The 12774-nt window shown below is 64.8% G+C and carries 13 protein-coding genes; 9 read left to right on the forward strand and 4 right to left on the reverse strand.

What is annotated here, in order from left to right:
* The first annotated feature begins 234 nt into the window (after window positions 1–234).
* Genes ACGYLI_RS12325 through ACGYLI_RS12345 form a run of 5 tightly spaced genes read left to right on the forward strand, consistent with a single transcriptional unit; the run spans window position 235 to window position 3520 of the window.
* Complete coding sequence (locus tag ACGYLI_RS12325; RefSeq protein WP_394419399.1) at window positions 235–990, forward strand: FadR/GntR family transcriptional regulator; 756 nt, start codon at window positions 235–237, stop codon at window positions 988–990.
* The gene (locus ACGYLI_RS12330) at window positions 987–1772 is read left to right on the forward strand and encodes an adenine nucleotide alpha hydrolase (RefSeq protein WP_394419401.1); all 786 of its coding nucleotides are present in this window, start codon (window positions 987–989) and stop codon (window positions 1770–1772) included. The genes ACGYLI_RS12325 and ACGYLI_RS12330 overlap by 4 nt, the downstream gene beginning before the upstream one ends.
* The gene (gene larB, locus ACGYLI_RS12335) at window positions 1759–2460 is read left to right on the forward strand and encodes a nickel pincer cofactor biosynthesis protein LarB (protein ID WP_394419402.1); all 702 of its coding nucleotides are present in this window, start codon (window positions 1759–1761) and stop codon (window positions 2458–2460) included. Before ACGYLI_RS12330 ends, larB begins: the two co-directional genes overlap by 14 nt.
* Before the next feature lie 3 nt (window positions 2461–2463).
* On the forward strand, window positions 2464–3180 hold the full coding sequence (locus ACGYLI_RS12340; protein ID WP_394419403.1) for a FadR/GntR family transcriptional regulator: 717 nt from the start codon (window positions 2464–2466) through the stop codon (window positions 3178–3180).
* Window positions 3181–3205: 25 nt separating this feature from the next.
* On the forward strand, window positions 3206–3520 hold the full coding sequence (locus ACGYLI_RS12345; RefSeq protein ID WP_394413171.1) for an NIPSNAP family protein: 315 nt from the start codon (window positions 3206–3208) through the stop codon (window positions 3518–3520).
* Window positions 3521–3559: 39 nt separating this feature from the next.
* On the opposite strand, the gene ACGYLI_RS12350 is transcribed toward ACGYLI_RS12345, so the two are convergent.
* Genes ACGYLI_RS12350 through ACGYLI_RS12360 form a run of 3 tightly spaced genes read right to left on the reverse strand, consistent with a single transcriptional unit; the run spans window position 3560 to window position 6863 of the window.
* Complete coding sequence (locus tag ACGYLI_RS12350) at window positions 3560–4522, reverse strand: 2-hydroxyacid dehydrogenase (protein ID WP_394419404.1); 963 nt, start codon at window positions 4520–4522, stop codon at window positions 3560–3562.
* Complete coding sequence (locus ACGYLI_RS12355) at window positions 4519–6060, reverse strand: aldehyde dehydrogenase (NADP(+)) (RefSeq protein ID WP_394419405.1); 1542 nt, start codon at window positions 6058–6060, stop codon at window positions 4519–4521. Before ACGYLI_RS12355 ends, ACGYLI_RS12350 begins: the two co-directional genes overlap by 4 nt.
* Window positions 6061–6062: 2 nt before the next feature.
* Entirely contained in the window at window positions 6063–6863 is an 801-nt protein-coding gene (locus ACGYLI_RS12360) for an HpcH/HpaI aldolase/citrate lyase family protein (RefSeq protein WP_394419407.1), read from the reverse strand.
* Between the two features lie 117 nt (window positions 6864–6980).
* Here ACGYLI_RS12360 and araD point away from each other — a divergent pair, with 117 nt between their 5' ends.
* Genes araD through ACGYLI_RS12375 form a run of 3 tightly spaced genes read left to right on the forward strand, consistent with a single transcriptional unit; the run spans window position 6981 to window position 10354 of the window.
* Window positions 6981–8723, forward strand: coding sequence for an L-arabinonate dehydratase (gene araD / locus ACGYLI_RS12365; RefSeq protein ID WP_394419408.1), 1743 nt, complete (start codon window positions 6981–6983; stop codon window positions 8721–8723).
* A gap of 12 nt (window positions 8724–8735) precedes the next feature.
* On the forward strand, window positions 8736–9647 hold the full coding sequence (locus ACGYLI_RS12370; RefSeq protein WP_394419410.1) for a dihydrodipicolinate synthase family protein: 912 nt from the start codon (window positions 8736–8738) through the stop codon (window positions 9645–9647).
* A complete protein-coding gene (locus ACGYLI_RS12375; RefSeq protein WP_394419412.1) occupies window positions 9644–10354 on the forward strand; it encodes a ribonuclease activity regulator RraA in 711 nt (236 codons plus the stop codon). The genes ACGYLI_RS12370 and ACGYLI_RS12375 overlap by 4 nt, the downstream gene beginning before the upstream one ends.
* Window position 10355: 1 nt before the next feature.
* On the opposite strand, the gene ACGYLI_RS12380 is transcribed toward ACGYLI_RS12375, so the two are convergent.
* Window positions 10356–11132, reverse strand: coding sequence for a GntR family transcriptional regulator (locus tag ACGYLI_RS12380; RefSeq protein WP_084729401.1), 777 nt, complete (start codon window positions 11130–11132; stop codon window positions 10356–10358).
* 93 nt (window positions 11133–11225) lie between these two features.
* Between ACGYLI_RS12380 and ACGYLI_RS12385 the strand changes: the two genes are divergently transcribed.
* On the forward strand, window positions 11226–12773 hold the full coding sequence (locus ACGYLI_RS12385) for a UxaA family hydrolase (protein ID WP_394419414.1): 1548 nt from the start codon (window positions 11226–11228) through the stop codon (window positions 12771–12773).
* Window position 12774: the final 1 nt, after the last annotated feature.

Below are 12774 nucleotides of genomic sequence, written 5' to 3' on the forward strand. Positions count from 1 at the left end.
TGACTGTGTGTCGGCAGCTACTGGATGGGTTCCGGGCTCCCCCCTGACATCCTCTTGCCGTGATCCGCAGACTGCGGGGGAATCTTTAGCCTGTCAATTAAAAATACAAATTTACGGGGATTTCATCTTACTTGTAATGTTGTATTCTGGTTGTAATGCTCGGAATGACCCTACCTTCTGATTATTGACAGCTTGTCATACAGGTGGTCCAATCGGCGAAAGGAAGTTGTTATTATGGCTGCAAATCTTCAGGCGACCGCGCCCCTCGTCGATGGTGCCACGCTAAGCGATCAGGTGACCGAGGTACTGCGCCACAACGTGGTGAATGGCGTGTGGAACGTGGGCGATGTGCTGCCCTCCGAAACCACACTAGCGAGCGATTTCGACGTGAGCCGCACAGTGATCCGCGAAGCGGTCTCGCGCCTCAAGGCCGAAGGCATGTTGTCGAGCCGTCAGGGTCGGGGGGCCTTCGTCGCCAGCGATCGGCCCCGTCAGGGCTTTGCCATTCCTGAGCGCGATATGGAAAGCCAGCGCAAGCTTGAGCAGATCCTAGAGCTGCGCATGGGGCTTGAAATCGAAGCCGCCGCCATCGCCGCCGCCCGCGCCACGCCCGAGGCCCGCGCGGAGATCGAGCGTGCCGCTGCGGCCTATGATGAAAGCAACCAGATCGGCGGTCCTGCGGTCGCGGCGGGGGTCAGTGCCGACCTCGGCTTTCACCGCGCGGTCTGCGAGGCGACGGGCAACAGCTACTACCTTAGCCTGTTTAACTATCTTGTTGCCAGCCTGCGCGAGACGATGCTGGCCGGACGGTTGCAGGCGTTGAAACGCGGGGGCGAAAGCCGCGATGCGATACAGGAGCACTACGACATCGCCGCCTCTATCGCTGAAGGTGACGCGGAACGCGCCCGCCGGCGGATGCGCGACCACCTCCAGATGTCGAGCGGGCGGCTTTTGGCACAGCTCAAGACTGAGGACGGGCTGGCAGAGTGACCATTCCTGCCGCCCTCCATGCCGCCCTCGCGCGGCCCAGCTCACTGACCATCGCGCTCAGCGGGGGGATCGACAGCCTGACGCTCTCGGCTGCTGCGGCCAAGGTGCGCGGCGCGGCGGGCGTGACGCTTTGCCATGCGGTCTCACCCGCCGTTCCGGCGGCGGCGACCGCGCGGGCGAAGGATTTCGCCACCACTTGGGGCCTGCCGCTGAAGCTGGTTGACGCGGGGGAGTTCGCCGATCCCGCCTATCGCGCCAACCCGGTCAATCGCTGTTATTTCTGCAAGTCGAACCTCTATGGCACTTTGGCGCGCATGGGGCCGCTGGTGGCGGCGGGCACCAATACCGATGATCTGTCGGACTACCGTCCCGGCCTGCAAGCCGCGGCGGAACACGGCGTGCTGCACCCTTTCGTCGAGGCGCAGATGTCCAAGTCGGATGTGCGCGCCTTGGCCCGCGCGCTCGGGTTGGGAGATCTGGCTGAACTGCCAGCCGCCCCCTGTTTGGCCAGCCGGATCGAGACCGGTCTGCGGGTGGAGCCTGCGGATCTGGCGGTGATCGACCGGGTAGAGACCCTGCTGCGTGAGGTCATGGGCAATATCACCCTGCGCTGCCGACGCCTGCGCGGGGGCTGGGTGGTCGAGCTTGATGCGCTTGTCTATGAAGACCTCTCCGCCCAGAAACGTGCAGCGATATTGACGCAGGTTCGGCGGGCCACGGATGACGGGCGCGCGGTTGATCTGCGGGCCTATTCAAAAGGAAGTGCATTTGTCCATCACTAAGACCGGCCCCGACGGGCATCCAGACGTGACCTTTGATCGGGGCCGCGGGGGGCGTATCGGCATCGAAGAGGCCGTGCTTTGCGAGCATAAATCCGTGGCGCAGATCGCCGCGATCATCGGCGATGCGGCGGCAGAGGAGCGGCGGCTGTTGCTGACCCGGCTGACGGCAGAGCAGTTCGCCGCGCTGCCCGCCGACGCGGCGCAACGGGTCGATTACTGCACCGCCTCGCGCACCGCCATTTTGGGAGAGATCGGGCCTTTGGCCAGCACCCCGCGCATCGCTCTCGTCAGTGCGGGCACCTCTGATTATGCCCCCATGGCCGAGGCGCGGCGCACGCTGGCCTATGGCGGAATGGCGGCGACCGAGGTTTCGGACGTGGGCGTCGCCGGGCTGTGGCGTCTGCTCGCGCGGGAAGAGTTGCTGCGCGATATGGATGTGGTGATCGTCTTTGCCGGGATGGACGCGGCGCTGCCCTCGGTCGTGGCCGGGCTGGTGCCGGGGGTGGTCATTGGTGTGCCGACCTCCGTGGGCTATGGTGTCGCCCGCGGCGGGAGGGTCGCGCTTGATTCGGTACTCGCCAGCTGCGCGCCGGGGGTGACGGTGGTGAACATCGACAACGGCTATGGGGCTGCAACATCGGCGCTGCGGCTGGCCAATATGATGCGCCGCGCCGCGGCGGGAGGGTAGCCGGTGACAGCACCGAAACTGAAGATCAAGAAACGCCAGACCTTGGCCGACCAGCTCTACGGGCAGGTTCTTGAGCAGATCGTGTCGAACAAGCTGGTGCAGGGGGAAAAGCTGCCTTCGGAAAACCAGATCGCCACCGCCTTTGGCGTGTCGCGGCCCGTCGTGCGTGAGGCGCTGCGCAAGCTGCAAGAGGATGGGCTTGTCGAAGCGCGGCGCGGCGTGGGCACCTTCGTGCGGCGGCGGCCTTCGGAAAAGCTGATCGAATATGCCACGGCGGGTTCCGTCGCCGGGCTGATGCGCGCGATGGAAGCGCGGATCACGATCGAAAAGGCCACCGCCCGCATGGCCGCGCAGCGTGCCAGCCCCAAGGATATCGCCCGGATCGAGGCAGCCTTGCAGACGCTGGAGACATCGATGCAGGCGCGCGATCCGTCCTTTGACGCCGATTACCAATTCCACCGCGCCATCGCGGCGGCTTCGGGCAATGAGGTCTTCGTGCAGATGCTCGATTGCGCCCGCGGTTCGATCGAACAGGGGATCGACGTGGCGCAAAAACTGACCCGTCAAGGCTCCCAAGCCCGGATCGACGTGGTGATCAGCGAACATCGGGAAATTCTCGAAGCGATCCGCGCGGGCGACAGCGAAGTCGCGGGCGTGTCGATGGCCTATCACCTTTTGCAGGCGCGGGCCCGGATCACCGACCACGCCGGTATCGCATGACCCAAGCAAGCAGAAAGACCACCCCATGATCTACGACCACCGGACCTATTGTTGCCGCCCCGGCACGATCAAGAAACACCTCGCGCTCTATGCCGAATTCGGCTTCCCGGCGCAGCGCCGCATCTTGGGCGAGCCGGTGATCTATGCGCAGGTCGAGACGGGCGACGTGAATTCCTTCGTGCATATCTGGGCCTATAAGGACGCCGCCGACCGTGCCACCCGTCGGGCGCAGATGGCGGCGGATCCTGAGTGGCAGGCCTATCTCAAGAAAAGCGCCGAGGCGGGGTATTTGGTGAGCCAGACCAACAAGATCCTGATGCCCGTGCCGCTTGAGGGTTAAGCCGCGCCCCGGCCTGAGGGGTCAGGCCGGGGGGTGCCTTCAGGTCACGAGGCAGGCCTCGTCGATGCCGCGCCCTTCGTGGAAGGCGCGGATGTTGCCCGCCCAATGGCCGACCATGCGTTTGAGGTTGTCCTCACTATGGCCGCCGATATGCGGCAGCGGCAGGACATTATCGAGACGCAGCAGCGGGTTGTCCGGCTCCACCGGTTCTTGGGTAAAGACATCCAATGCCGCCCCGGCGATACGCTTGTGGGTCAACGTGTCGATCAGGGCCGCTTCGTCGATCAGCCCGCCGCGCCCGGTGTTCACCAAAAGCGCATCCGATTTCATCCGCGCCAGTGCCGCCGCGTCAATGGTGTGGTGTGACGCATCGGTCAGCGGCATGTGCAGGCTGACGATATCGCAGGTTTCAAGGATTTCATCACGTTCGGCATAGCGCGCGCTGGTGCCTTCGGCGGGCCCCGACCGGCGGTAGTAGAGCACCTCGCAGTCAAAGCCCGTCAGCCGTTTCGCGACCAGTTGCCCGATGGCGCCAAAGCCGATCAGCCCGACCTTCTGACTGCTGAGATCCCGCGCCCCGGGGACGATCTCGGGCACGATCCATTTGCCCGCGCGGGTGTTGTTGTAATGCAGCGGGATGCGGCGCAGCGCGGCGATCATCATGCCGATGGTCAGATCCGCGATGGTAGGCGCGTTGACCCCGGGGCTGCGCGCGACCGGAACACCCATCTCGCGCGCGACATCCAAGGGGATTTTGTCATACCCGGTGCCCCATTGATGCACGAGGCGCACGCTATCGGCCCCCCGCAAGACCTCAGCCGGAAGCCCCCGCCCGCGTGGGACGATATAGGCCGCCCCCTTTGCCGCTTCGGCAAAGTCCGCTTCCGAGAAGGAGGCCGCAAAGCGCAGGTCGAGCCCTTCGGCATAGCCGCGCACCTTGTCTTGCATGTCCTGCGGCATCGCGTCGAGCACGGCGACGGGGCCGATCAACCCGCCGCTCATGCCGAAGCCCCGCGCAGGTCTTCGGGCAATAGCGCCTCGGGCAGGTTCTGGTAGGATACGGGCCGCAGGAAGCGCCGGATCGCCATGGTGCCGACGGAAGTCGCGCCGAAGTTGGTAGAGGCCGGGTAGGGGCCGCCATGCACCATGGCGTCACAAACCTCGACCCCGGTGGGGAAACCGTTCACCAGCACCCGGCCCGCCTTGCGCTCAAGAATGGGCATCAGCGCCTTGGCGGCGTCGGTGTCGCCTTCGTCCATCTGGAGCGTCGTGGTCAATTGCCCCTCGAACCGTTTGGCAAGCTCTTGCATCTCATCGCCCGAGGACACCCGCAGCACCAGACCCAAGGGGCCAAAGACCTCCTCCCCAAGCGCGTGGTCTTGCAGGTAGGTATCGGCGTCGGTTTCAAACAGGTTCGGCTGGGCGGCGCGGCCTTCGCTGTCGTTGCTGACCAGCGCGCGGACGGCGTTGCGCCCGGTGAAACGTTCCTTGCCATCGCGGTAGGCTTTGGCAATGCCGTCGGTCAGCATGACCTGCGGGCCGACCTGCTCAAGCGCCTCTTTCGCGGCGGCGACGAATGCGTCGCCTTCGGCCCCTTTGGCCACGACCGCGATGCCGGGGTTGGTGCAGAACTGCCCCGCGCCCATGGTCAGCGACCCGGCCCAGCCCGCGCCGATCTCAGCGCCCCGATTGCGGGCGGCATCGGCCAAAACGAACATCGGGTTCACCGATCCCAACTCGCCAAAGAAGGGGATCGGCTCGGGGCGTTGGGCGCAGAGATCAAAGAGCGCGCGCCCCCCGCCGAGCGATCCGGTAAAGCCCACGGCCTTGATCAATGGATGCTGCACCAGCGTCTGCCCCACCTCGCGGCTATTGGCGTGGATCAGGGAGAAGACGCCGGGGTGGATGTCGCATTTCTGGATCGCCGCGTGGATCGCTTCGGCCACAATCTCCCCCGTGCCGGGGTGGGCGGAGTGGCCCTTGACCACGACCGGACAGCCCGCCGCCAGCGCCGCGGCGGTGTCGCCGCCCGCGGTGGAGAAGGCCAGCGGGAAGTTCGACGCGCCGAAGACCGCGACCGGGCCGATGGGGCGCTGGATCATGCGGATATCCGGGCGCGGCATCGGCTGGCGTTCGGGCAGGGCGCCGTCGACGCGCCGGTCCAGATGCGCGCCTTTGCGGATGTGATCTGCAAAGAGGCGCAGCTGCCCGGTTGTCCGCCCACGCTCGCCCTGAAGGCGGGCTTCGGGCAGGCCGGATTCGCGGGTGCCGATCTCGGTAATGGTCTCGGCACGGGCCTCCATCTCATCCGCGATGGTGTCGAGGAAGGCGGCGCGGGTCTCGCGGCTGGCATAGGCGTAGGACCAAAAGGCCTCCTCCGCCGCTTGGCAGGCCCGGTCGACATGGGCCGGGGTGCCGCTTTGGAATTGGTCGCTTTCGCCGGTGGCGGGGGAATTGGCGAAGGTCTCTCCGCCGCCGACCCATTCGCCGGCGATCAGATGCTTGCCGTGGGGGTGAAATCTCTTGTTGTCCGCGGTCATGATCAATCCTTATGGGTTTGCTGTGTCAAAGTGGGGGAGGGCTGCGCCATGGTCTGCACCAGCGCATCCATCTGCCGCGTGAGCAGCCAAGCGTCGCCAGCGATGGCGACGAATTCGATACCCTCATCAAAGTACCGTTGCGCAAGATCGGCACCATAGCCGAGGATGCCCGCAGGCAGCCCGGCGGCATGAATGGCCTCGACCGCCTCACGGATCTTCTCTTGGACATCGGGGTGCATCGGGTTGCCGGTATGACCCATCGCGGAGGAGAGATCCCCCGGCCCGATAAAGATCGCATCGACCCCCGGCACGGCGGCGATGGTGGGGATTTCGGCCACCGCTTCGGGGGTTTCGACCTGCACGATCACGCATTGCGCCTCTGCATAGGTGCTGAGGTAATCGGTTTGCCGCGCGTAATCATTGGCGCGGATCGTGGCCGAGATGCCGCGCAGCCCTTCGGGCGGGTAGCGGGTCCATGATACGGCTTGGCGGGCGGCCTCGGCAGTCTGGATCATCGGGAACATCAGGTTGCGCACGCCGATATCCAGCAGCCGTTTGGTCATCGTCTGGTCCGAGGATGGCATGCGCACGATCATCTGCGCATCGGGATTGGCACTGCCTGCCGCGCGCAGATGGTCGGTGATTTGGCTCAGGTCGTTCGGCGCATGTTCCATATCGAGCAGCAGCCAGTCGACCCCGCTGCCCGCCGCGATCTCGGTCACCGTAGGAGAGCAAAGCGAGAGCCAAAAGCCCGGCAGGCGGCTGCCGGGGCGGAGCGTTTGTTTCAGTGGTTTTCCCGACATTTTCGCGGCTCCTCCCTCAAATGGTATCGACAATTGGGGTGATACGGTAATATATCAGTTCGAGCAAGATGTGTTTTCCAACCTTTTTGTGATGATGTTTTAGCTGGCGAGGAATCCATGACCGAGACCAAGAAAACCGCCGATCAGCTGCGCAGCGCGCGCTGGTTCGCCCCCGACGATCTGCGCAGCTTTGGCCATCGGTCGCGCATGATGCAGATGGGTCTGGGCCCCGAGGATTGGGAAGGCCGCCCGGTGATCGGCATCCTGAACACTTGGTCCGAGATGAACCCCTGCCACCTTCATTTTCGTGACCGTGCGGAGGACGTGAAGAAGGGAATCGCGCAGGCCGGGGGGCTGGGGCTTGAGATTCCGACGATCTCGATCGACGAGAGCTTCACCAAGCCGACTTCGATGCTCTACCGCAATATGATCGCGATGGAGACCGAGGAGACGATCCGCTCGCACCCGCTCGATGGTGTGGTGCTTATGGGCGGCTGTGACAAATCCACGCCCGGTCTGACCATGGGGGCGATCAGCGCAGGCGTGCCGTTCATCTTCTTGCCCGCGGGGCCGATGCTGCGGGGCAATTACGCGGGCCGGGCGCTTGGCTCTGGCTCGGACGCCTGGAAGTTCTGGGACGAACGCCGCGCGGGCACGATCTCGGCCGAGGAATGGGTCGGCGTCGAAGGCGGCATTGCGCGGTCCTACGGGCATTGCATGACGATGGGCACCGCCTCCACCATGACCGCGATTGCCGAGGCGATGGGGCTGACCCTGCCGGGGGCGACCTCGATCCCCGCTGCCGATGCGGGCCACAAACGGATGAGCGCCTCTTGCGGGCGGCGCATTGTCGATATGGTTTGGGAGGACCTGACGCCGGACAAGATCATCACCCCCGCCGCCGTGCAAAACGCGGCGACGGTGGCCATGGCAACGGGCTGTTCGACCAATGCGGTGGTGCATCTACTAGCGATGGCGCGCCGCGCCGGTGTGGCGCTAGAGCTGAGCGATCTGGACGCTCTGGGCCGCACCACACCCCTGATCGCCAATATCCGCCCCTTGGGCAGCAGCGAATACCTGATGGAGGATTTCTATTTTGCGGGCGGTCTGCGGGCGCTGATGGACCAGTTGGGCGACAAGCTTGACCGGTCGGCCATCACCTGCACCGGCAAACCGCTGGAGGAGGGGATCGCGAATGCGCCTGTCTATAATGACGACGTGATCCGGCCCCTGTCGAACCCGGTCTATAAAGAAGGCTCGCTTGCCGTGCTCAAGGGCAACCTCTGCCCCAATGGCGCGGTGATCAAACCGGCGGCCTGCGATCCGAAGTTCCACCACCACGAAGGCCCGGCGTTGGTCTTTGACAGCTACCCCGAGATGAAGGCCGCCATCGACGACGAAAACCTCGATGTGACGCCCGACCATGTGCTGGTGCTGCGCAACGCAGGGCCGCAGGGCGGGCCGGGGATGCCGGAATGGGGGATGCTTCCGATGCCCAAGGCGCTGCTGAAACAGGGGCACCGCGACATGCTGCGGATCTCGGATGCGCGGATGTCGGGCACCTCTTACGGCGCTTGCATCCTGCATGTCGCGCCGGAGTCTTTCGTGGGCGGGCCGCTGGCGCTGCTGAAGACGGGGGACATCGTGCGCATGGATCTTGAGGCCCGCACCCTCGACATGCTGGTGGAGGAGGACGAACTCGCCGCCCGCCGCGCCGCGTGGAAAGCGCCCGAGCCACGGTTCGAGCGGGGGTGGGGCTATATGTTCCAGCGCCATGTGGGGCAGGCCGATCAGGGCTGCGACTTCGACTACCTTACCGCGGGCTTCGGCCAAGCGGCGGGCGAGCCGGATATCTTCTGAGAGGGGCTGGCAATGACACATGATCTTTCGAAAGCGCTTACCGGCATCTCGGGCATCCTCGTGACCCCCTATGACGCGGGCGGAGAGATCGCGCCGCGCAAGCTGGCGCCGATCATTGACCGCGCGCTTGCCGCCGGGGTGCATATCCCGGTGGTGAACGGCAATACCGGCGAATACTACGCGCTGACCAATGACGAGGCCTGCACCATGGTGCGCGAGGTGGCGCAGATGGTCGATGGCCGCGCGCCGCTGCTCGCGGGGGTCGGGCGCGGCATTCGCGATGCCTGTGCGCTGGCCAAAGCAAGCGCCGAGGCGGGGGCGGATGCGCTGATGATCCACCAACCGCCGGATCCCTTCGTCTCCCCCCGTGGCACGGTCGATTATGTGCGCGCGGTGCGGGATGCCTCGGGCGGGCTGCCGGTGATGCTGTACCTGCGCAACGATGCGATGGGGCCCGAGGGCATTGCGCGGCTGTGCGAGGTCGACGGGGTGAAGGGCGTCAAATGGGCCACGCCGAACCCGTTGAAACTTGCCCGCGCGATCGAAGCCGCGCCGAAAGACATCGTCTGGGTCGGCGGTTTGGCCGAGGTCTGGGCGCCGCCGCTCTATGCCGTGGGGGCGCGGGGCTTCACCTCGGGCCTCATCAACGTCTGGCCCGAGCGCTCGGTCGCCATCCACGCGGCACTCGACGCAGGCGACTACGGCGAAGCGAACCGCCTCATCGCCGGGATGCGCGCCTTTGAGGACATCCGCGCGGAAGAGCATAACGGCACCAATGTCACCGGCGTCAAAGCCGCCCTTATGGCCATCGGACAGGATTGCGGCCCCACGCGCCCGCCTTCCGCATGGCCGCTGACGGAACAGCAGCAGGCGGTGTTGGATCAATTCGTGAAAGACAATCAACTGAAGGGAGAGGCGGCATGAGCCCCGAACTAAGCGAGAAACTCCAAGCGGTCTCGGTCGCGACATTGGCGACGGCGCTGTATAAGCGCGGGCTGCGCAATCAGGTGGTGCAGGGGGTCGGTCCGGTTGCCGCCAAGGGGCGCAACATGGTCGGACCGGCCTTCACCCTGCGCTATATGCCCGCCCGCGAAGACCGCAACCAACTGGTCGAATTCCGCAATCCCGAACATCCGCAGCGCGTCGCGATCGAGACCTGCCCGGAGGGCCATGTGTTGGTGATGGACAGCCGCAAGGATGCCCGCGCCGCCAGCGCCGGTGACATCCTGATCACCCGGCTGATGATGCGCGGCGCGGCGGGTGTGGTGACCGACGGGGGCCTGCGCGATGCGGCGACCATCGGCGCGCTTGAGATCCCCGCCTATCACGCGCGGCCCTCCAGCCCCACGAACCTGACGCTGCATGAGGCGATTGAGATCAACTGCCCCGTGGGCTGCGGCGATGCCCCGGTCTTTCCCGGTGATATCGTGGTGGGCGACGACGACTGCGTGATCATCATCCCCGCGGATATCGCCGAAGAGGTGGCTGAAGAGGCCGTCGAGATGACCGCCTATGAGGATTTCGTGGTGGAGCAGGTCAAGGATGGCGCCGGGATCATCGGGCTTTACCCCGGCACCAAGCAAGAGAACCTTGATAAGTTCGCCGCGTGGCGCAAGGCCAACAACCGCTGAGTTAGGGCTTTTCCGGGGTGAAATACTCCGGGAAAGCCGCCCGTTTTTCGGTCATCCGGTCGACGGTGCGTTGTAGGTGCTGGCGCAGTGCCTCCATCGCCGCAGGCGCATCGCCCGCTTCGATCCCGTCGAGGATGCGGCTGTGGCCGCCGATCACGTCCTTGTTGTTCAGAATGCGTCCCGCCTCATCAATGTCGTCCAGATGCAGGCGGCGCAGGCGTTCCAAATGGCCCGCATGGCTGCGCATGATGCGCTGGCTCTGCACATGACCCGCCGCCACGAAAAGGGTCTGGTGAAATACTTCGTCCAGCTCTTGAAAGGTCGGCACATCGCCGGGCTGGTCCGAAATGCTGCTTTGCAAGGCGACGATGCTGCGCAGACGGGTTAGGGCTTCGGGCGCGATCTCATCGGCCAAACGGCGCACGACTTCGGTTTCCAGCGCGATGCGCATGAACTGCGCCTCGCGGATCGCCGACATGTCGATCGGCGTGACCAATGTGCGCGACTGGGGGTAGATTTTGACCAGCCCCTCTTTCGCAAGCTGTTGTAACGCGTCGCGCAGCGGCGTCAGGCTGACGCCATGGGTTTCGGCCAGTTCGGCACGCAACAGCGGCGTGCCGGGCGGCAGGTCGAGCCTTACGATCTGATCGCGCAGCGTGGCGTAAACCCCGCGCCCCGTCGGCCCGCCCTCGAACAGTCCCAAGTCGGCCCCACCGCCAAGGATGCTTTTGGCAAGGGTCTGTGCGCTCTGCGCGGCGGGTTTCTTCGATGCGGTCATGCGGGCTCTTCCATAGCTGTTAAATCTAATATATCAGTTAATGACATCTTACCGAAGCGGTTTTTTCGACACCCGAGGGAGGGGGAGCATCCGATGGACAGCCAGACCATGCAAGAGGACAGACGCGCAAAGGTGATGCTGCTGTCACCGACGGATAACGTGGTCGTGGCAACCGCGGCGGTTCCCCGTGGCGCGGTATTGCCGCAAGACGGGCTGCGTGCCAACCATGATACGCCCCAAGGTCACAAGATCGCGATCCGCCCGATCCAACGCGGCGCGCCGATCCTAAAATTCGACACGGTGATCGGCTATGCGGCAGATGAGATCGCCGCAGGCGATTGGCTGCACAGCCATAACATCAAGTTCGACGCGGTCGACAAAGACTATGCCTTTGCCCGCGATTATACCCCGACCAAGCTGCTGCCACCGCAAGAGCGCGCGCAGTTCATGGGCATCCGCCGCGCGAATGGCCGGGTGGGCACGCGCAACTACATCGGGCTTTTCGTCACCGTGAATTGCTCGGCCACCGTGGCGCGCAAGATCGCCAATTACTTCGACGAAGAGCGGATGGAGGCATGGGAGAACGTCGACGGGGTGATCCCCTTCATCCACGAATCCGGCTGCGGGATGGAGCTTACGGGCGAGCCGATGGACCTGCTGCGCCGCACGCTCTCGGGCTATATCCGCCACCCCAATCTGGCCGGGGCCGTGGTCCTGTCGCTGGGTTGTGAGCGCAACAACCTCGCCCAGTTCTTTCAAGAGGAGGGGTTGGCCGAGGGCAAGATGCTGCGCTGCGTCACCATGCAACATGTCGGCGGCACGGCCCGCGCGATTGCCGAAGGCAAAGAAGCGGTGCGCGAGATGCTGGATCAGGCCAATGCCGTCCGGCGTGTGCCCTGTTCGGCGGAACATATCACCATCGGGATGCAATGCGGCGGGTCGGACGGGCTTTCGGGGCTTTCGGCCAACCCCGGTCTGGGGGCGGCGGCGGATATCCTCGTGCGCAACGGCGGCACGGCGATCCTTTCGGAAACGCCCGAGATTTTTGGCGTCGAACACCTGCTGACCCGGCGCGCCTGCAGTGAAGCGGTGGGGCGCAAGCTGGTCGAACGCATGGATTGGTGGCTGGACTATACCAAGGGCCGCGACACGCAGATCAACGGCGTGGTCAGCCCCGGCAATCAGGCAGGCGGGCTGGCAAATGTGCTGGAAAAATCGCTCGGCGGGGCCAAGAAAAGCGGCAGCACGGGGCTGATGGAGGTCTACCGCTATGCCGAACCCGTGACGCAAAGGGGGCTGGTCTTCATGGATACGCCCGGCTTCGATCCCGTCTCGGCCACCGGGCAGATCGCGGGGGGCGCGAACCTGATCTGCTTTACCACCGGGCGCGGGTCTTGCTTTGGCTCTTACCCCTCACCGACGATCAAGCTCGCCTCCAATACGCCGATGTTCACCAAGATGCAGGACGATATGGACATCAACTGTGGCACCGTGATCGACGGCGCGCAGAGCCTAGAGGAATTGGGGCAAACGATCTTCAAGCGTATCCTGGCCATCGCCTCGGGGGAGCAAAGCAAATCCGAAGCGCTTGGCGTGGGCGAAGAGGAATTCGCGCCTTGGCCGATTGGGGTCACGGGGTAAC

The sequence above is a fragment of the Sulfitobacter sp. 1A13421 genome, from assembly GCF_043557285.1.
GTDB classification, from domain to species: domain Bacteria; phylum Pseudomonadota; class Alphaproteobacteria; order Rhodobacterales; family Rhodobacteraceae; genus Sulfitobacter; species Sulfitobacter faviae.

Coding starts and splice junctions, on each gene's coding strand:
- ACGYLI_RS12350 (WP_394419404.1), bottom strand. CDS start 4,522: ATGAGCGGCGGGTTGATCGGCCCCGTCGCCGTGCTCGACGCGATGCCG.
- araD (WP_394419408.1), top strand. CDS start 6,981: ATGACCGAGACCAAGAAAACCGCCGATCAGCTGCGCAGCGCGCGCTGG.
- ACGYLI_RS12360 (WP_394419407.1), bottom strand. CDS start 6,863: ATGTCGGGAAAACCACTGAAACAAACGCTCCGCCCCGGCAGCCGCCTG.
- ACGYLI_RS12385 (WP_394419414.1), top strand. CDS start 11,226: ATGGACAGCCAGACCATGCAAGAGGACAGACGCGCAAAGGTGATGCTG.
- ACGYLI_RS12370 (WP_394419410.1), top strand. CDS start 8,736: ATGACACATGATCTTTCGAAAGCGCTTACCGGCATCTCGGGCATCCTC.
- ACGYLI_RS12325 (WP_394419399.1), top strand. CDS start 235: ATGGCTGCAAATCTTCAGGCGACCGCGCCCCTCGTCGATGGTGCCACG.
- ACGYLI_RS12380 (WP_084729401.1), bottom strand. CDS start 11,132: ATGACCGCATCGAAGAAACCCGCCGCGCAGAGCGCACAGACCCTTGCC.
- ACGYLI_RS12375 (WP_394419412.1), top strand. CDS start 9,644: ATGAGCCCCGAACTAAGCGAGAAACTCCAAGCGGTCTCGGTCGCGACA.
- ACGYLI_RS12355 (WP_394419405.1), bottom strand. CDS start 6,060: ATGACCGCGGACAACAAGAGATTTCACCCCCACGGCAAGCATCTGATC.
- ACGYLI_RS12345 (WP_394413171.1), top strand. CDS start 3,206: ATGATCTACGACCACCGGACCTATTGTTGCCGCCCCGGCACGATCAAG.